The organism is Acinetobacter sp. ACZLY 512, assembly GCF_023614015.1.
Lineage (GTDB): Bacteria > Pseudomonadota > Gammaproteobacteria > Pseudomonadales > Moraxellaceae > Acinetobacter > Acinetobacter soli.
Map to the genome: position 1 here is coordinate 16,178 of NZ_JAKIVI010000005.1, position 18,548 is coordinate 34,725.

General features: G+C 43.5%; 16 protein-coding genes. 5 read left to right on the plus strand and 11 right to left on the minus strand.

Annotated elements, in window-relative coordinates; genetic code table 11:
- Window positions 1–14: 14 nt before the first annotated feature.
- Window positions 15–725, minus strand: a complete 711-nt coding sequence (locus tag L2096_RS07115) for a GNAT family N-acetyltransferase (protein ID WP_250365141.1) — start codon at window positions 723–725, stop codon at window positions 15–17.
- 305 nt (window positions 726–1,030) lie between these two features.
- Between L2096_RS07115 and L2096_RS07120 the strand changes: the two genes are divergently transcribed.
- The 3 genes from L2096_RS07120 to rluB are packed head-to-tail and all read left to right on the plus strand — an operon-like array spanning window position 1,031 to window position 3,386.
- On the plus strand, window positions 1,031–1,822 hold the full coding sequence (locus tag L2096_RS07120; protein ID WP_004935364.1) for a segregation and condensation protein A: 792 nt from the start codon (window positions 1,031–1,033) through the stop codon (window positions 1,820–1,822).
- Window positions 1,819–2,409 (plus strand): SMC-Scp complex subunit ScpB, encoded by a 591-nt coding sequence (gene scpB, locus L2096_RS07125; protein ID WP_250365142.1) that lies wholly within the window; start codon window positions 1,819–1,821, stop codon window positions 2,407–2,409. Before L2096_RS07120 ends, scpB begins: the two co-directional genes overlap by 4 nt.
- 41 nt (window positions 2,410–2,450) lie before the next feature.
- Window positions 2,451–3,386 carry a 23S rRNA pseudouridine(2605) synthase RluB gene (gene rluB, locus L2096_RS07130; RefSeq protein ID WP_004935357.1) on the plus strand — a complete coding sequence of 312 codons (936 nt, stop codon included), beginning with the start codon at window positions 2,451–2,453 and terminating at the stop codon, window positions 3,384–3,386.
- A 174-nt stretch (window positions 3,387–3,560) separates the two neighbouring features.
- Here the strand turns inward: rluB and bioD are convergent, their stop codons facing one another.
- From bioD to L2096_RS07155, 5 genes are all read right to left on the minus strand, one after another.
- Window positions 3,561–4,202 carry a dethiobiotin synthase gene (bioD, locus tag L2096_RS07135; RefSeq protein ID WP_076032921.1) on the minus strand — a complete coding sequence of 214 codons (642 nt, stop codon included), beginning with the start codon at window positions 4,200–4,202 and terminating at the stop codon, window positions 3,561–3,563.
- Window positions 4,199–4,966 carry a malonyl-ACP O-methyltransferase BioC gene (bioC, locus tag L2096_RS07140; protein WP_250365209.1) on the minus strand — a complete coding sequence of 256 codons (768 nt, stop codon included), beginning with the start codon at window positions 4,964–4,966 and terminating at the stop codon, window positions 4,199–4,201. The genes bioD and bioC overlap by 4 nt, the downstream gene beginning before the upstream one ends.
- The gene (locus L2096_RS07145; RefSeq protein ID WP_250365143.1) at window positions 4,957–6,114 is read right to left on the minus strand and encodes an 8-amino-7-oxononanoate synthase; all 1,158 of its coding nucleotides are present in this window, start codon (window positions 6,112–6,114) and stop codon (window positions 4,957–4,959) included. The genes bioC and L2096_RS07145 overlap by 10 nt, the downstream gene beginning before the upstream one ends.
- Window positions 6,101–7,393 carry an adenosylmethionine--8-amino-7-oxononanoate transaminase gene (bioA, locus tag L2096_RS07150; RefSeq protein WP_119690114.1) on the minus strand — a complete coding sequence of 431 codons (1,293 nt, stop codon included), beginning with the start codon at window positions 7,391–7,393 and terminating at the stop codon, window positions 6,101–6,103. Before bioA ends, L2096_RS07145 begins: the two co-directional genes overlap by 14 nt.
- Window positions 7,394–7,488: 95 nt before the next feature.
- Window positions 7,489–8,208, minus strand: coding sequence for an alpha/beta fold hydrolase (locus L2096_RS07155; protein WP_250365144.1), 720 nt, complete (start codon window positions 8,206–8,208; stop codon window positions 7,489–7,491).
- 146 nt (window positions 8,209–8,354) lie between these two features.
- Between L2096_RS07155 and L2096_RS07160 the strand changes: the two genes are divergently transcribed.
- Entirely contained in the window at window positions 8,355–8,915 is a 561-nt protein-coding gene (locus L2096_RS07160; protein ID WP_004935340.1) for a peroxiredoxin, read from the plus strand.
- Between the two features lie 46 nt (window positions 8,916–8,961).
- Here the strand turns inward: L2096_RS07160 and L2096_RS07165 are convergent, their stop codons facing one another.
- Window positions 8,962–9,735 (minus strand): BapA/Bap/LapF family prefix-like domain-containing protein, encoded by a 774-nt coding sequence (locus tag L2096_RS07165; protein ID WP_250365145.1) that lies wholly within the window; start codon window positions 9,733–9,735, stop codon window positions 8,962–8,964.
- A gap of 182 nt (window positions 9,736–9,917) precedes the next feature.
- Window positions 9,918–10,382: a heteropolymeric bacterioferritin subunit Ftn gene (gene ftn, locus L2096_RS07170; protein WP_004935333.1), complete on the minus strand. Its 465-nt coding sequence runs from the start codon at window positions 10,380–10,382 to the stop codon at window positions 9,918–9,920.
- A 348-nt stretch (window positions 10,383–10,730) separates the two neighbouring features.
- On the opposite strand from ftn, the gene L2096_RS07175 reads away from it, so the two are divergent.
- Window positions 10,731–11,786 carry an SDR family oxidoreductase gene (locus L2096_RS07175; RefSeq protein WP_151977808.1) on the plus strand — a complete coding sequence of 352 codons (1,056 nt, stop codon included), beginning with the start codon at window positions 10,731–10,733 and terminating at the stop codon, window positions 11,784–11,786.
- 144 nt (window positions 11,787–11,930) lie between these two features.
- On the opposite strand, the gene ligA is transcribed toward L2096_RS07175, so the two are convergent.
- From ligA to smc, 3 genes are all read right to left on the minus strand, one after another.
- Entirely contained in the window at window positions 11,931–13,961 is a 2,031-nt protein-coding gene (gene ligA / locus L2096_RS07180) for an NAD-dependent DNA ligase LigA (protein WP_250365146.1), read from the minus strand.
- A 79-nt stretch (window positions 13,962–14,040) separates the two neighbouring features.
- Window positions 14,041–15,012: a cell division protein ZipA C-terminal FtsZ-binding domain-containing protein gene (locus L2096_RS07185; protein ID WP_250365147.1), complete on the minus strand. Its 972-nt coding sequence runs from the start codon at window positions 15,010–15,012 to the stop codon at window positions 14,041–14,043.
- A gap of 1 nt (window position 15,013) precedes the next feature.
- The gene (gene smc / locus L2096_RS07190; protein WP_250365148.1) at window positions 15,014–18,463 is read right to left on the minus strand and encodes a chromosome segregation protein SMC; all 3,450 of its coding nucleotides are present in this window, start codon (window positions 18,461–18,463) and stop codon (window positions 15,014–15,016) included.
- Window positions 18,464–18,548: the final 85 nt, after the last annotated feature.

The window sequence follows — 18,548 nt, forward strand, 5'->3', positions numbered from 1 at the left end:
CATGCTGATCAGTCTTAAATCTCCTGACTCGCACATTCTTCCAAACGTCTTTTTTGTTTGCCCAATCTGTCGAAGTTCAGCGGATCAAGCCATTGCAAATAGGTGTTTTGAAGCTTTGGCCACTCAATATCAATCATTGAAAACCAAGCGGTATCACGATTACGTCCTTTAGTCACCCGATCTTGCCGGAACAACCCCTCATACGTAAATCCGAATCTAAGTGCTGCATTTTTTGAAGGTTGGTTAAGGTCATCACACTTCCATTCCACGCGACGCATACCTTGTTGAAAGCAATCTCTCAACAATAAGAAGATCGCTTCAGTGGCAGCGGGTGTTTGTTTTAATCGGTGCGAAAAGTAAACATTGCCAATCTCGACTGCTGCATGCTGCGCGCGTAAATTTAGCAGTGCAACCCAACCAACCGCCTTGCCCTCCACGACAATCCAATAATGATGAGAAGGCTCAAAGCCAAACTTACACCTCAGATTTTGCTCAAGTTCAACCTCACTTTGTGGTGCTTCATAAGGCAAATACGTCCAACACCTTGCATCAGGCTCTGAATTCACGCATGTCCAGAGCTGCTTGGCATAATCTAAAGTAAATGTATCTTTTTCAATGGGCAGCAAATCGACATAGTTTCCCATAAGTGTATGGGCTTTAAATTGAATCGGGACAGCGAGCGCTACCGCATCACCCACGGGCTGACCAAATTGATTCGATTTCATCTTTAGTCCTTGAAATATGTTTTATATGAATATGTTTTTGCATTGAGGATCAAAAAACTTAAGACCAACATGCTAAATAAGTATTGTAAGCAGGTAAATCATGTCACCAATTCACAAAGATGGCATCAACAATGTGCCTCTTCATAGATTTAATTTTGGATTTTATTCTTTTAGGCAATGTATTCGATACCAAATTTAGATTAGAATGGCGCATATTTTATTTACTTCTCCTTTTTAAGTAGCGATTATGCGTTACTTACGAAACACTTTCATGCCTTTGAAAATTCGCGTGGCCTAATATTGTAATGAATCAAGCTTTACCTTCTTCAGAAGATCACCTTCCTAATATTCGTGTATTGGATGAATGGCAAGCGTCTATTCCTGAAGATCTTTATATTCCGCCTGCTGCATTTGAAATATTACTCGAACATTTCGAGGGCCCACTCGACTTTTTAATTTACCTGATTCAAAAAAACGGTTTCGATTTATTGCAGGTTGATATTGCCCCAATTGCCACGCAATATTTGGCTTACATGGACGCCATGAAATCGCTGGATATCGAACTGACTGCCGACTATATGGTGATGGCGGCATTACTTGCAGATTTAAAATCGCGCCTTTTGCTTCCAAAACCAACGACGCTCTCTATTGAAAAAGACCCTAAACAAGCGCTGATTGATCGTTTAGAAACCTATTTGCGCGTCAAAAAAGCAGCCGAACGTCTTGGACAGTTTCCTGTTTTGGAGCGTGATACCTTTCATCCGAATGTCGGATTAGGTGTGATTGCGCCGATATATGAAGGCTATGATGTACAAAGCCTTCACGATGCATTGTTTTGTATTTTTAATCGTCCCGAACCAGTGACGCATACCGTTGCGCAAGAACCTGTTTTACTTGAAGAGCGTATTGCATATATTGAAGCACAGGTTCAATCGGGTGAGATTTTAAACTTTGTCTCACTGTTAAAGCCACAACAGGGGCGCATGGGCATGGTGGTCACGTTTATGGCCATTTTAGAACTGACGCGCCAGCAAAAAATTAAAATCATCGCTTCTGGTGTAGAGGCACCGCTCGCAATTCAAGGAGCTCAGATATGACCATAGACCAAAGTACTGCACTGTCTTTTGAAGATATTCATCATGAAGTCTTGTTGCAAATGGAAGCCATTTTGTTTGCAAGTGACGCGCCTGTTTCACTGGCACGTTTAAAAGAAGCATTTAACAATCAATACAGTAAGCAACAGCTTCGGCATTTTCTACAACAACTTGCCGTGTTGCAGCATGGTCGTTCTATTGAATTAATAGAGACTGCTCAAGGTTTTAGGTTTCAGGTTCGCTCAAAATATCGTAATATAATTGCGCAAGTTTGGCCTGAACGTCCAACAAAGTTGTCTCCCTCCCTTCTTGAAACGATTGCGGTGATTGCGTATCACCAGCCTGTGACACGTGCGGATATTGAACAAATACGGGGCGTCTCAAATAACAGTCAGATTTTAAGGCTGCTGTTTGAATGGAACTGGATCAAGGAATCTGGTTTTAGAGACTTGCCCGGAAGACCTGCGTTGTTAATTACAACGCCTCAATTTTTGAATGCGTTTGGCCTAGTCTCACTGGGTCAATTGCCTCCCCTGCAGGATGCCAAGGACGCGTTTATGGGTTTGGATGTACATGCACCCAAATCATAAATCGGTGAACTGTTGACAATTATTTCTAAGGTTATGCTGTCATGAGTGAAAAATTGCAAAAAGTATTAGCGCGAATTGGTTTAGGTTCTCGCAGATATATGGAAGAGGTCATTGCCGCGGGTCGCGTCAGTGTGAATGGCCAAATTGCTCAAGTTGGTGAACGGATTGAACCAGGCGATGAATTAAGGATTGATGGCCGTAAGGTACAATTTCAGATCGAAGACGAAATTCGTCGTCGCGTACTGATCTATTACAAACCAGAAGGTGAAATCTGTTCTCGCAACGATCCAGAACAGCGTCCAACCGTTTTTGATCATTTGCCACAAATCGCCAATGATCGCTGGGTGATGGTGGGACGTCTCGACATCAACAGTACTGGGTTATTATTGTTTACAAATGATGGTGAACTGGCCAACCGCTTGATGCACCCCTCTAATGAAATTGAACGCGAATATGCCGTACGCGTCATGGGTGAAGTGACCCCTCAAATTCGTCAGACCTTACTCAATGGTGTCGTACTTGATGATGGTCCAGCGAAGTTTGAATCATTTTCTGAGCTCGGTGGTGACGGAATCAACCGTTGGTATCAGGTGGTGGTTAAAGAAGGCCGTAACCGCGAAGTTCGTCGTTTGTTCGAATCTCAAGGGCTTAAAGTCAGCCGCCTGCTTCGTACCCGCTACGGTTCAGTTATTTTACCGCGTGAATTGCGTACTGGCCGCTGGATGGAACTCGACAAAGGCGATATCGATAGCTTAACCAAACTGGTTGAACTCAAACCACGTCAAGGGACTGGCTTATACGGTATGGCAAAACGTCGTACTGAACGTATGGCCGAAAAGCCGATGGCAGCGCGTCGTGGCGGCTATTTACGCCAGCAAAAACGTGACACCAGCGAAACTGAAAACACACGTGAAGGCGGCATGAAAAATACTCGTCGTCCAGCACCGAACTATCAAAAAGGCTTTAAAAAGATGTAAGTCTTAGTTGCTAGGTTGTGCAATAAACATTAAAAGCCAATGTAGAACGCTACATTGGCTTTTTTTATAAATTAATCAAACAGAATGGCTAAATATACAGTGCAAATCACTTTTTATATGTCGTCTGTTCTGTAGATATTTTTACGTTTTAAAATATAAGCTATAAGATACAAATTAAAACTTTGGAATATCAATCCACAGCGCCTCTGGAAAGTGTTGCTGCAAATAATGTTTTAAATAAGCTGCCGTATCTTGTGAAATCAGCGGATCTTTGGATTCATCGTTTAGGTTGTACGCCAACGCATAGAGTGTGAGTCCGCGTTGCTTGAGCGCTTCAAGACTCAGTAAGGTATGATTGATACTCCCCAAGCGCCCAGAACTCACTAAAATAACTGGAAATTTTCTCTTCACAATATAATCAATGGTGAGCAACTGATCGGTTAACGGCACCATCAAACCACCTGCACCTTCAAGCAAGACCGTATCAAAGCGTTGCATCAACGTTGCTGTAGCGTGTTCGATTTTATCAAAATCGATCTCACGACCATCGATTTTTGTCGCCAGATGTGGCGATGCCGGATAGCTAAAAATCTCGGGCATGGTCAGCTTTTCAAGATCTTCAGGCAACAAGCCGGTTTGCATAATTTCACGATGCTTTTGAATATCTTCAGACAGTTCTTGATTGCCTGTTTGAATGAGCTTTTGCGTGATCACACGCTGGCCTTCGCTGCTCCATTTTTTTGCCAGATAACCCGTGGCAAAGGTTTTACCAATTTCGGTATCGATACCGCTGACAAAATAAACCGATGCTGTCATGTTGTTCTCCGTGCCAAGCAGTAAAGCGGATGATAGGTCAAAGGATATAGACCTTCATTATTTTGAAATTGCTGATAATCCTGATAGAACTTTTGTAAGGTGCCTTTGGTCCAGTGCGGCTGATTACCTTGAGTTGTTCCTGTCACGCCGGTCAGTTTCAGGTGCTTGAGCACTGCCTTGGGGGTATCAAAATACATCTCAAGCAGTTGATCTTCCAGATAGACACATTCAAAGCCAGCACGCTGTAACTGCACTTGCCAATCTTGACGCGACCAATAGCTTAAACCTTGCCCGGTTAATTGCTTAATTTGGGTGAAATTTAATGGAGCAAAACTTGATAGGCACAGCCAAGCGCCGGGTTGTAAAGCATCATGGCAGCGCTGTAGCAGTTGGGGCAAATCATGCACCCATTGCACTGCTGAACTAGAAATCACTGCGTCGAGTGCTGTAGGTAAATCGATATGTTCGATGTCGCCTATGCACCATGTGATCGGTTGTTCATCGAGAAAATGCTGTTGTACATCAGCATACAAATCGTTGAGGTACAACCGACTGATCGCAAAATTGGCCAATACATGGTGCGTGAGATTGCCCGAGCCACAACCAATTTCAAAGACATGTGGCAACGTTGCTGGACAATACTGTTGCATCAGCTCAGCCAATTTCTGACTAATCTTTTTTTGAACGACTGCTTGCTCGACATAGCTTTGCCCTGCTTTGGCAAAACGCTGTGCTATGCGTGTTTTATCTAATTTCACAAACAGCTCACCAATCGATCAAGATCATCTAATTGAATCATTGAGGTTAATGAAATGCGTAAGCGTGCGCTATGCTGCGGCACAGTAGGTGGACGTACAGGCATGGCATAAAAACCACAATCCTGCACACGTTTCGACTGATCAACGGCAGCCTGACTTTCGCCCACAATAATTGGCACAATATGGCTACTCGATGGACTACTATACCCCTTTGCAACCACAGCGCGTTGTAAATGCTCGCTGATTGCGGCCAAATGTGTACGTTGCTGCTGTGCATGCAACATCTTCGACCAGACAAAATGTGTCCAGGCGATGCTGATTGGTGGCAAGGCGGTACTAAAAATCAGTGGTCGCATGGTATTAATCAGATAAGTTCGTAAGATCGGATCACAAATCAGATAACCGCCCACTGAAGCCAGTGCTTTGCCAAAAGTCCCGACCAAGCAATCAATCTCCTGAATCACGCCGTATTGTTCTGCACAGCCTAAACCTAATTCTCCCCGAACGCCTATCGCATGGGCTTCATCTACATAGAGCATGGTTTTGCTAAAGCGTTTTTTGATGCTCACCAACGCTTTTAGGTCGGTTTCATCACCATCCATACTAAAAATACTTTCAGTGACAATAATAATCCGATCAAACTGATCATCATCATGATATTGAGTCAGCAGCTTTTCTAAATGAGCTAAATCATTATGACGATAACGAACGTACTTGGCTGGTGAAAGCCGAATGCCGTCAATCATACTGGCATGTACCAGCTTATCGGCTAAAATCAAGGTCTTGGCATCTGCTAATGCAGGCAAAATACCAATATTCATATGATAGCCACTGTTAAACAAAAGCGCGGCTCTGCCACCAAAAGCCTCACTCAAGGTATGTTCAAATTGCTCATACTCAGCAAAATTTCCAGTCAGTAAACGCGAGGAAGAGGAACTAAAGTAACAGCGCGCTAATGGCTGTAAATCTAAAAATGCTTCACGCAAGGTCAGATCGGCAGCCAGACCCAAATAATCATTTGAAGATAGATTCAACATGCGTTGCCCAGCAATCTCGATATAGGCATCTTGCTGCTGATTTGGCTTAAACTGACGCAGATTCCCGCTTTGCTTTAATTGCTCGAGTTGCTGAGCATAGTGATCAAGCAACGCCATAATGTACTCCCTGTTCCATTTCACGCACTACCTTGATCATATTTTGGAGCAACTGTTCTAACTCATGCGTTGTAATCACATACGGCGGCATTATGTACACCAATTTACCAAATGGCCGAATCCAGATACCAAGCTCTACAAAGCGCTGCTGTAATTCACGCATGTTGACATTATATTTGAGCTCTACGACACCAATTGCACCCAAAATACGTACATTGGCGACATGGTCTAGCTCCGCAAGCGAGTGAAGCTGCTGCAACTGTGTTTCAATACGGCGAATATTGCTCTGCCAGTCTTGCTCAATCAGCAACTGGGTACTTTTGTACGCCACCGCACACGCCAGTGGATTTCCCATAAATGTAGGCCCATGCATAAATACACCAGCCTCTCCCTGACTGATGACCTCAGCAACATGCTTACTGGTCAAGGTGGCGGCGAGACTCATATAACCACCCGTTAATCCTTTACCTATACACATGATGTCTGGCTCAACTTGAGCATGCTCCCATGCAAAGAGTTTGCCTGTGCGGCCAAATCCTGTCGCAATCTCATCAAAAATGAGTAGTAAATGATATTTATCACAGAGCTGTTTGAGCTGGCGCAAATATTCGGGATGATAAAAGCGCATTCCTCCCGCACCTTGAACAATCGGTTCAATAATAAATGCCGCTAACTCTTGATGATGAGCCTCAAGCATCTGTTCGACCACGTGCATTTCTTCTGGATTCCAGTCTGCATCGAAAGGCGTCTGTGGCGCCGGCACGAAGATACGTTTTGCAAGACTGCTACCAAAAATTTGATGCATACCCGTCACGGGGTCACACACCGACATCGCGTTCCATGTGTCACCATGATAACCAGAGCGCGTTGTAATGAAATTGGTTTTTTGCGACAACCCCTGAGCAGTCCAGTATTGCACGGCCATTTTAAGTGCAACTTCTACCGACACCGATCCAGAATCGGAATAAAAGATTTTATCTAAGCTTGGCGGCGTTATTTTTAACAGGATTTTGCCCAGATTGATGGCAGGATCATGGGTAAAACCACCAAACATGATGTGTGACATCTGATCGAGCTGGTCTTTGGCTGCCTGATTCAATTCAGGATGATTATAGCCATGAATGGTGCACCACCAAGATGACATACCGTCTATTAATTGACGTCCGTCATCAAGCTCAATAGTAACACCGCAAGCACGCTTAACCTTAAAAGTTGGCAATGGATTCATCATCGAGGTATACGGATGCCAGATATGTTCCAAATCAAACTGATCCACCACGGATGACTCCTTATTGCTTAAATACTTCAATCGCCACCATGTTAAACCTGCTCGGTTTAGAAATAAATTGCGAGAACCATCATTTCGGCTAAAGCTTAGACCGATGTTTGAATAAATTTTTCAATTTCCTTGCAAGTTTCAATCACTTTCGTAAATGGAAAACTATGCGCAGCATCATGAAAAGTAATTACTTTAATTTTTTCTGAAGCTAAATACTGCATTTTTTCAACAATTTGGCAAGGAACTAATGCATCTTGCCTTGCAAACACATAAAGTTGATTTCCCGAATAACTTTTTAGTGTATCGACCAGATTGAGTTGTTCCAGGAGTTTTAATCCTTGTTGAAGCAACGAAATAGGTTGTGCCCGTAACAAACTTTGCATAAAAGTCCAATGGTGTTTTGCACTTGTAACGCCTTTGGTGACTAGCAATCCAAATCGCTTGAGCGTACTTGCCGGATCATGCATAAATCCAGTTTTAAACGCTGCAAATGTCTCTTGTGGCATAGCACATTCCCAGTTTGGCTGTGCAACAAAACATGGATTGCTCGCGAGTGTGATCACGGGCAACGTGTTTCCTGTCTCTTGTTGTAACGCATGAGCCAAAAGCAAGGCAAGTTGGCCGCCTAATGACCAACCTATTATTACATCAGCAGTCTTTGCCTGTTGAACCCGATCTTGCATCACAACAGGATCGAATGCATCAAAGATATTCATTAATGTAACCGTATGACCGCACTGCTGTAATTGCTGTTGAAGCGGCTCAAGTAGCCCTGTTCCACCACCCCAACCTGTAATGAGTAAAATTTGAGCCATTTCAAAACTCTAAGCACAAAATAACAATTTGACCCAGTATAAAAGAGTTATAAACGATGACCATGGCATAATCACATCAACACTACAGCAATCGATCTTCATCACTGCTAAAATACAGGCATTAAAAATAACAATTCTGGTTTATCATGATGAAAACTATCGCTTTATCAATCGCACTGGCACTGGCAGGTACAGTCACAACATCTACGATTGCCGCAAATCCCTTGAGTTCATCCAATCAAGCCGAGAAACAATGGGTCGGCCAGCCTGCCCCTGCATTTAGATTACAGGATCAAAATGGCAAATGGCACAGTTTGAATGACTACAAAGGTAAATGGGTAGTGTTGTATTTCTATCCAAAAGATAATTCTCCGGGCTGTACGCAAGAAGCCAATCAGTTTAAAGCGTTATACCCGCAATTTTTAAAGTCCAATGCTGTGGTGTTAGGCGTGAGCTTAGATGATGTCAAATCACATCAAAAATTTTCAGAAAAATTAGGGCTTAATTTTCCAATTTTAGCCGATAACAATCATGAACTTGCGAGCAAGTTTGGTATTGTACGTAATCTGGGCATTGTAAAAATTGCCAAACGTGAAAGTTTTCTGATCGATCCGAAAGGTACTATTGTGTATCACTACACCAGCGTAGATACCCAGACCCATGCCAATGATGTCTTTAATGATCTTAAACGCTTTCAGGCGAAATAACTGTGTTTTAAAGTCATGTGAGGTGGGTACAAAGCCCACCTTGTTTTTATACAATGACAGAGTTGCTACTGATTAGATCTATATAAAGATCGGTGCTGCTGGTATAAATTTCTAATGATGCATTGCTGGCAGTCGATGTAATCGATGTTGTAGAAGAAGCATCGCTTTGATCTAAAATTTTACTGACCAGTGTAGCGACGTCATCACTGCTTGAATCTGTATTTGAAGTTGATGGCTCGCTCTGATCTTGTGCTGAATTGTCAGTTGCTGTTTCATCATCTGATTGAGTCGATGAAGATTCAGATACAACAACGACCGTATTTTCACTGCTATTAGTTGTGTTTGGTGCAGCCTCATTATTATTATTTTCTTCATGATCTTTATCTTTATGATCATGCGCCCAAAGCGCAATACCCCCTGCGGTTAAAGGAACGACTGCCCATGACCAAACTGGCTCCATCGCCATTCCACCGTCGTGATACATCAGTGCATCAGTAGATTCAACACGCTCAAATACCAACTGCGGCTGAGAATTGCCTTGTGCCTCAATAAACTGCACCCAAGTGAGTTTCTGTGATTCATCTTGTAATACTAAGCTGTTCTGATTGGTTGAATGCTCGTTAAAAAACTGATCGATAATGATAATTTCACCATCTTTAAGCTTGATAATCATGCTTGTGCCGTCTTTGACGATTTCATCAATTTGATCCGAAGGTAAATTGGCAACAACTACAGAAGCTTGGTCAAGTTTTAATGAATTGTCTGAAAGCTCTTGCAAGACTTTATGATTTTCTTTACCAATCACACGGATTAAAGGCATTGATCTCCCCCCAATTAGAATTAAATAAATTCAAATAGTTAGATAATATAATTTGAGGTCTATTAAATACTGAAAAATAAAAAAAAGAAAGGGATCGTCGAATAGCGAGATATAGCAATTTAGTTTTGGTTTTTATGAAGAAAAATAAAATAAAAACTCAGCCGGAGCTGAGTTTAAGAGTCTTACATTTGAGACTGAATATAATTTTGAAGGCCCATCAGTTCAATTAAACGAAGCTGTTTTTCAAGCCAATAGGTATGATCTTCTTCGGTATCCGACATTTGCGCACGAAGCATATCACGCGTCACATAGTCAGCTTTTTCTTCACAGAGCTTCACGCCATCAGCAAGTTTCTGGCGAACATGATATTCCAAGGCCAAATCGGCTTTCAAACACGTAACGACATCTGTACCCACCTCAATGTCATCACGATGCATGTTTGGTGTTCCCTCTAGGAACAAAACACGACGAATAATGGCATCGGCATGCGAAGCTTCTTCTTGCATTTCGTGATCGATACGCTCGTAAATTTTACTCAAACCCCAGTCTTCATACATTCTGGAGTGAATTAGATATTGATCACGAGCAGCCAGTTCGCCACCGATCAACATGTTGAGATAGTCTATGACTTCTGGATTGCCACGCATTTCAATTCTCCCGTATTCTTTACTTATTATGCGCAAACCCCAGATGAATTGCAAAGCTTTTTACACCTTAACTTACTGATTTTTATAAAATTAAAATGATAAACATACGCATTTACAGTTCGAGTTATCCTATTTTGTTGATTGAAATGAGTGGTTTGCGATCATTTTCTAGCAAAAATTTAAATGGTAGACCTTGATCTAAGAGCGTTTATCTTTTTGTAACAAAACACAAAATAATCCATTTTATGTATCTTTAATAATTATTTTAAAATCAAAACTGCATTAAACAGCAAAGCCAGCTAATATGCTTCAAATACCTTCATTTCACTTGCCAAAACGATGATAAAAATGCAAAAAAATACTCCGATTCTTGTCACAGGTGCGACTGGATATGTCGCTGGTTGGATTATCGAGCGACTATTAGGTCAAGGCTTTACAGTTCATGCCACAGTAAGAGATCCATCCCAGACTCAAAAACTTCAACATCTCATAGACATTGCAGAAAAATCTTCTGGGCAAATTCATTTTTTTAAAGCAGATCTTCTCGATCAAGGTGCTTTCGATACAGCGATGCAGGGCTGCGAAATCGTGATTCATACCGCATCGCCCTTTGTGATTACCAATTACAAAGATGCCGTAAAAGATATTATCGAGCCAGCAGTAAAAGGCACTGAAAATGTGCTTGAGTCGGTCAATCGTACAGCCTCGGTGAAACGCGTCGTGGTGACCTCAAGTATTGCCGCTACCTATGGTGATGCCATCGAAATTAAACAAACGCCACATAACGCATTTGATGAAAGCTGCTGGAATACAACCAGTAGCGAAACCCATCAGCCTTACTCTTATTCTAAAGTTGCTGCCGAACGTAAAGCATGGGAAATGGCTGAGCAACAAGATCGTTGGTCTTTGGTATGTATCAATCCGGCATTGGTGATGGGGCCTTCTCTGACCGCTTCTAGCCAGTCTGGAAGTATTGAGTTACTACAACAGTTTGCCAACGGTGTGACCTTATTTGGTGTTCCGCCTATGTGGAACGGTATCGTCGATGTACGCGATGTAGCCGATGCACATGTGGCTGCTGCACTCAATGATGATGCACACGGGCGATATATTGTTTCTGGCGGAAGTTTAAGCCTTTTGGAAATGGGTAAAGCACTGACGCAGTGTTTTGGTTATCGCTTTCCATTTCCGCATTTTACTGTGCCTAAAAAAGCATTTTCGCTGATTGGGCCATTGCTTGGATACTCTCGTGAATTCATCAAACTGAATATGGGCTATCCAATATATTTTGATGCAACACGAAGTCAAAAAGAACTCGGAATTCGCTATCGCAACATAGAAGCAAGTGTCTGTGAACATTTTCAACAATTACTTGATGATGGTGTCATTAAAAAACGAATCTAATTTTTCGAATAAGCAAAAAGTAGTCATACCTCGTTTTGGCAAAAAAGGCAGTCTTTGGACTGCCTTTTTTAATAATGCTTGTTTTAATGATGCTCGAATCAATCACCCAATATAGATTCAAGAGCCATAAGCGGTGAGATACCTTTAAGCGTTGTATTGCGCTAAAAATGCTAAAAACTCATCTTCATTCATCACTCGAACTTGCAGTTTTTCTGCTTTGTCGAGTTTACTACCCGCTTTCTCACCCGCCACAACACATTTGGTTTTACTCGATACACTTCCGCTCACACGCGCACCCAATGCCTGCAAGCGCTGTGTGGCTTCGTCACGCCCCATGGTACTTAACGTCCCCGTAACCACCCAGCTTTCACCATTGAGTGGCTGACGTGTCGGAGCAATCGGTGCATCCCAATGGATTCCAGCTGCCAGTAGGCGTTCAATAACTTCGACATTGTGCTCTGCCAAAAAGAAATCGTAAATCCATTCTGCGGTAATATCACCGACATCTGGCGTTTTTTTCAGCATGTCGACATCGGCCTGTTTCAAGGCATCCAGTGTCTGGAAGGTATTGGCCAGCATTCGGGCCGTTGTTTCGCCCACACCTCGAATACCGAGTGCATAGATAAAACGCGCCAATGTGGTTTTTTTACTGACTTCAATCGCATCAATCAGGTTTTGTACAGATTTCTCACCCATTTTTTCAATCGTGAGCAATTTTTCACGGTGTTCGTGCAAATGGTAAATGTCTGCAACATCTTTAAGTAAATCAAGATGCAGCAATGACTCCACCCAACGATCTCCCAAGCCTTCAATGTCCATGGCTTTACGTGATACAAAATGACGAATGGCCTCGATACGCTGTGCGGCGCAGTACAAACCACCCGAACAACGCGCCAGTGCTTCACCTTCAGGCATCACCACAGGGGATGAACATACCGGGCATTGTGCTGGTAATTGTACTTCAACTGCATTTTCAGGACGAAATTCTGGCCAGACTTTCTCCACCTTTGGAATCACATCTCCACTACGATATACACTGACCCGATCGCCAATACGCACATCTAAACGGTGAATTTCACCGATATTATGCAGTGTCACGTTAGATACCGTCACGCCACCCACCAAAACAGGCGTCAGACGTGCCACTGGCGTCAGTGTTCCAGTACGCCCGACCTGCCAGTCAATATTTTCGACTGTGGTCATGGCAACTTCTGCAGGAAACTTATAGGCGGTGGCCCAGCGTGGTTCACGGCTTAAAAAGCCCAGTTGCTGCTGCTGTTTCAGATCATCGACTTTGATGACCATGCCATCAATTTCAACTGCCAGTTGAGGCCGCTCTTGCTGTATTTGCTCATAGCGCTGCTGAACTTCCTGAATCGATGAGCACAGAAACTGACGCTCGGCAATTTCAAAACCCAGCGCTGTTAACCATTGCAAGCTTTCATGCATACTGGCCAAGCCATGTGCAGGCTCACACTGTGCGATACCATAGGCATAAAATGCCAAGGGACGCGACGCCGCAATACTCGGATCAAGCTGTCGTAAACTTCCAGCTGCGGCATTACGCGGGTTTGCAAATGTTTTTTCACCCTTGGCCTCGTTGGCCGCATTTAAACGTTCAAAACCGAGCTTTGGCATCAAAACCTCACCACGCACTTCTAAGAAGCGCGGAACAGGCTGTGAACTATGATGTAAATGTTTCGGTAAATTGCGAATGGTTTTCACGTTTTGGGTAATGTCTTCACCTGTTTCACCATCGCCACGTGTGACCCCACGCACCAGTTTTCCATCTTCATACCACAGTGAAATCGCCAGACCATCCAGCTTTAGCTCGACATCATACTGAATCTGTTGATTGGGCAAGCGCTCTTCAATCCGGCGTGCAAAAGCAAATAAATCTTCTTGATTAAATACATTCCCCAACGACAGCATCGGAACTGTATGCGTTACGGTTTGAAATTTTGTTAATGCCTGCCCACCCACGCGATTGGTGGGTGTATCTGTCTGTACCAGATCAGGATGATCGGCTTCAAGTGCTTTAAGCTGATGAAACAACTGGTCATATTCGTTATCGGTAATGGTGGGTTGATCCATCACGTAATAAGCATGATTGTGTTTTGCGATTAATTGAATCAGCTGCCGCATCTGCGCAACAATATCAGCAGGTTGCATCATAAAATTTCACCATATAAAAGGGCGGAAACATCCGCCCTCAATTTTGTCGTATTGCTTATCAGTATAAAAGATTTTTAGCTTAAACTGATGCCTGTGATGAACGATAGTCAATCACATGGTGACGCCAGTGTTCTTTCAACTGTGGTGTCAGTTCATTGTTATTTTCATCATACACTTTACCGTCAATTTCTCGAGCAACCAGACCTGCAATACTTGCCATCATGTCAAAGCCAGTGAGCGCATTGTTATGCGGCAGTGCCAAGAAAAAAGCCAAACCTTGTACTTGCTCGACTGATAATGCTTCAAGATCAAAACCTGCCGGACCGTTATCGGTCATGCGAAGTACAGAGAACATGAGCGGGCTTGGTTCATCGGTTTTTTCATAACGATGAAAGCAAGAGAGTTCACCAAAACGTAAACCATATTTCAGCAATACTTTTAGCGTTTTATCGCCCGAAAGCGCACGGCGCGGATTTGGATAAACATTCAGTGCCAAAATTTGTTCCGCTGTAGCTAAAGCACTTTCGTCATCAAACTGTTGTTGCTGAGATAAATGCACATCAAGAAGGCTACTTTCGCCGTCAAATTCTGCAATTTCAACCGTTGCAACATCTGGATTAAGCTTAAGTTCAGCCTCCTTAGGCTCTGGCTGAGTTTCAGGTTTCACCACAGATTCAGTCACTGGTGTCGTGGCGGTAGGTTCTGTATTGAGCGGCTGGAGCACCACGACATCGGACTGTGTGGCAGCTGGAGCAGCAGACGCTGGTTCTACTGGATTTGCTTCGGTCGCTACAGACGCAGATTTTGGATCATCTTGCTCATCTGGAATCGCCTGCAATGTAGGCTCTTTACGCTCGTTTTGTTCAAGCGCCTGAGCTGGAAGCTGATCTCGCACATGACGCGGAATGATCGGCTGATTACTTTGAGAGTCAATGTGTAATTCACTTTCGAGAGAAGGTTCAGCGGGTGTTGATCTTTTAAGCAGTAGTTTTAACCCAATAATCATGATGATCACGGCTACAACAATACCCACAATCGTGGTGACTTCCATACTATGACTCCGTAACTAACCCGTATTCTTTTGCTTCTTCCAAATTAACGGTAACTAATTTAGAGGTGCCCGGTTCTGGCATGGTGACCCCCAGTAAATCAGTTGCCATTGTCATTGCAAGTTTATTATGTGTAATGTAAATGAATTGCACGTGCTCAGATAGTTCTTTTACCAAATTACAAAAGCGTTGTACATTGGCGTCATCTAGCGGTGCATCCACTTCGTCCAGCACACAAAAAGGCGCCGGATTTAATCGAAAAATTGCAAATACCAATGCCAAAGCGGTTAATGCTTTTTCACCGCCGGAAAGCAGCGCCAGCGAACTGTTACGCTTACCTGGTGGTCGTGCCATTAGTTTTACACCCGATTGCCAGTCATCTTCAAGACTTAATGCAGCCTCGCCACCATTAAATACCTTTGGAAACAGATCTTGCAGTTCATGATTGACCCGATCAAATGTGGTCATAAACAGTTTACGGGTTTCTAAATCAATGCTTTTCATGGCATCTTTGAGCTGATTGACCGTGTTTTCCAAATCTTGCATCTGATGATTCAATTCATCAAAACGTGCAGAAACCTCTTCATACTCTTGAGAGGCTGCCAAATTGACTGCACCGAGTTTTTCAAACTGCTTGAGGGTTTTATCGAGCCGTTGCTGATGCGACTCAAGATCAATTTTTAGGCCGGTACATATTTGTGCATTGAGCGCCTCAAGCTGTTCTTGATAGTGCGCCAAATCCGATTTTGTGGCCTGCCATGCCAAACGTTTTTGTTCCAGCGCAGCACGGATCTTCTCATCTTTTTGCTCAGTATCATGGCGCTGCTCAGTCAGTGTCTGCTGTTTTTCCTGAACATGATTCAACTCTAGTTGCCACTCTTTCCACTGCTTTTGCAGGGCTTCAGTTTTTTGAAACTGCTCGGAAAACTCGGTTTCTAACGCGGGCAGCTCCAGTTGTACCGGATCGACAAATTTTTTCGCCTGCTCCATTTGTGCCACAATCTGCTGCATTTGCGTTTTTAAAAACGATAGATCTTTTTCAAGTAGCTCAATTTGCTGCTGGGTCTGTGCCAACTGACGACTGCATAACTCACGTGTTTGCTGATGCTGCTGTAATTGCTCAAATGCCTGCTCTTTTTGCTCGGTAAGCGTTTCCCACTCGAGTTGCTGAATTTTATATTGCGGCAAATGTGCATCTAATTTTAACTGTAGAGCGTGCAAGTCGATCTCCAGATCATCACGCTGCATGGCATCTTCTTCAAGCTGCTGCTCAAGTTGAGTTAGCTGTTGCTGTAGTTGCTGTTGTTGCAGCACATACGCTTGTGCGGAAGCATGTTGGCGTGCAATTTCAAGCTCAGTTTTTTGCACAAGCGGCCGTAGATCTTTGAGCTCACGCTGAATCTGCTGCATATTTTGCTGCTGCATCTCACATTGCTGCTCAAGCGTTTGCCACGCGTTGATCAGCGTTTTACGTTGAGCGATACATTGCGGTAATTCATGGGCTATTTCTTCGAGCCGAATACGGTGACTGAGCATGCCACTGCTCTGACTTTGATGGTCATAATCTAGACCAATCATCCAGTCTCTGGCCACATGATAACCGTCGAGCGTCAATAAACTTTGCCCCACACTCAATGAGGATTGCAAAGCTAATGCAGCATCTAATGTGTCAATGATCCAGATATCATTCCAAAGTGAGAGCTGGGGTGCTTCAATCCAGTCTGCCAAAGCGACTAAGTTGGCAAATGATCTCTGCGGCGCCATAGTTGCCGGACGAACCTGACGGGCAATTTCACTTTGAAAGGTTTGATGCTGATCTAAATAATGCGCGTCCATCCAGCGGTTATACAGTTTCTCGATCAAACTAGCGTATGAACGCCCCGCTTCTTTGAGTTGTAATACTTGTAAAAGTTGCGTGCTACCTACCTGAGATTTGTTACTTTGCTTGGTTACCAGTTGTTGCAGATTTTTCTGCTCTGTTTGCAACACCTTGATTTGTGTTTCAAGCGGATCGAGCTGGGCTTTTTGCTGCGCCTGTTGCGCGTGCAACTGTGTAAGTACAGAATTTAGCTCATCTCGTTTTTGCTCAAGCACGAAAACCTCATGCTGCTGCTGTTCAAGTGCATGCTGTAATTCACGTTGTGCGTCATCTTGCACCTGTGATGAAATATGCGCAAGCTGCTGCTCTAAGGTCTGTTTTTGCTGCTGGGTACGATCAATCGATTTTCCCAGTTGCTCCATTTGAGCTGTCATTTGAGACTTTTGCTGTTGATACTTTTCAATCTGGGCTTTGAGTTGCTCAAATTGCGATTGAACCTGTACATGCTGTGTCTGTAAATCGGCATAACGCTGCTCAGCCTGTTGTGTATCGGCTTCAGCTTGATGCCAGTCAGTATTTTGCTGCTCTATCTGTTCATGTAAATGTTCAAGTTGAATATCACTCAGCTGGATACGCTCTTTGGTTTGCGCTTTTTGTTGCTCAAGTTGGCCAAGCGTTACGCTATTTTGCTGAAACAAACTCTGTTTTTGTTCCAGCACCATTTTAAGCTCAGCACATTTTTTTTCGGCAGTTTGCCATTCGGTTTGCAGGGGTGTCGATTGTTGAATTAAGCGCTGAAACAAGGCACTGGTCGATTCAAGATCATGTTCGATGGTATTGAGTTTTGAGCGAATCAGTTTAAATTCTTCGCCTAATGCGTTCATCTGCACAGTATATTCTTGTTGTAGGTGCAGGCTTTGTTCAGATTGAAAGGATAAAATTTCAATTTTGAGCGTTTTGATCTCTTGTTCTAGCGTTTTATATTGAATAGCTGCTTCGGCTTGACGTTTAAGCGTTTTGAGCTGGCTTTTTAACTCAAGTGCAATATCGTCCAGCCGTGCCAAGTTCTGCTCGGTATGTTCAAGATGTTGAAGCGTTTCACGGCGGCGTGCCTGATAACGTGAGACACCTGCGGCTTCTTCAATAAATACACGCATTTCTTCGGGTTTGGCATCAATCAGGCGGTTGATCATGCCCTGCTCGATGACAGCATAGGAACGCGGCCCAAGGCCTGTTCCCAAGAAAATATCGGTAATATCACGACGACGACAGCGCGTACCATTTAAAAAGTATTCGGACTTTCCATCGCGATTCACCTGACGGCGTACTGCAAGCTCCGAATAGGCATTATAGGTACCGCCTAATTTTCCGTAGGTGTTTTCAAAACGTAATTCGACACTGGCCATTCCCACGGGTTTACGTTTTGCCGTTCCGGTAAAAATCACATCTTGCATGCTGCCGCCACGCAATTGACGGGCATTAGATTCGCCCATCACCCAGCGTATGGCATCGATTACATTGGATTTACCGCAACCATTGGGCCCCACAACCGCTGTACGGTTGGCTTTAAAGTGCAAAGTGGCACTATCAGCAAAAGATTTGAAGCCCGCAAGTTTTAAACTGCTTAAACGCATAGTGTCTCAATCAATCCAGAAATATGATGTCTATTATTTATACATGCCTCAATGCAGGCACATATCTCATCATCTGGTGTGGATA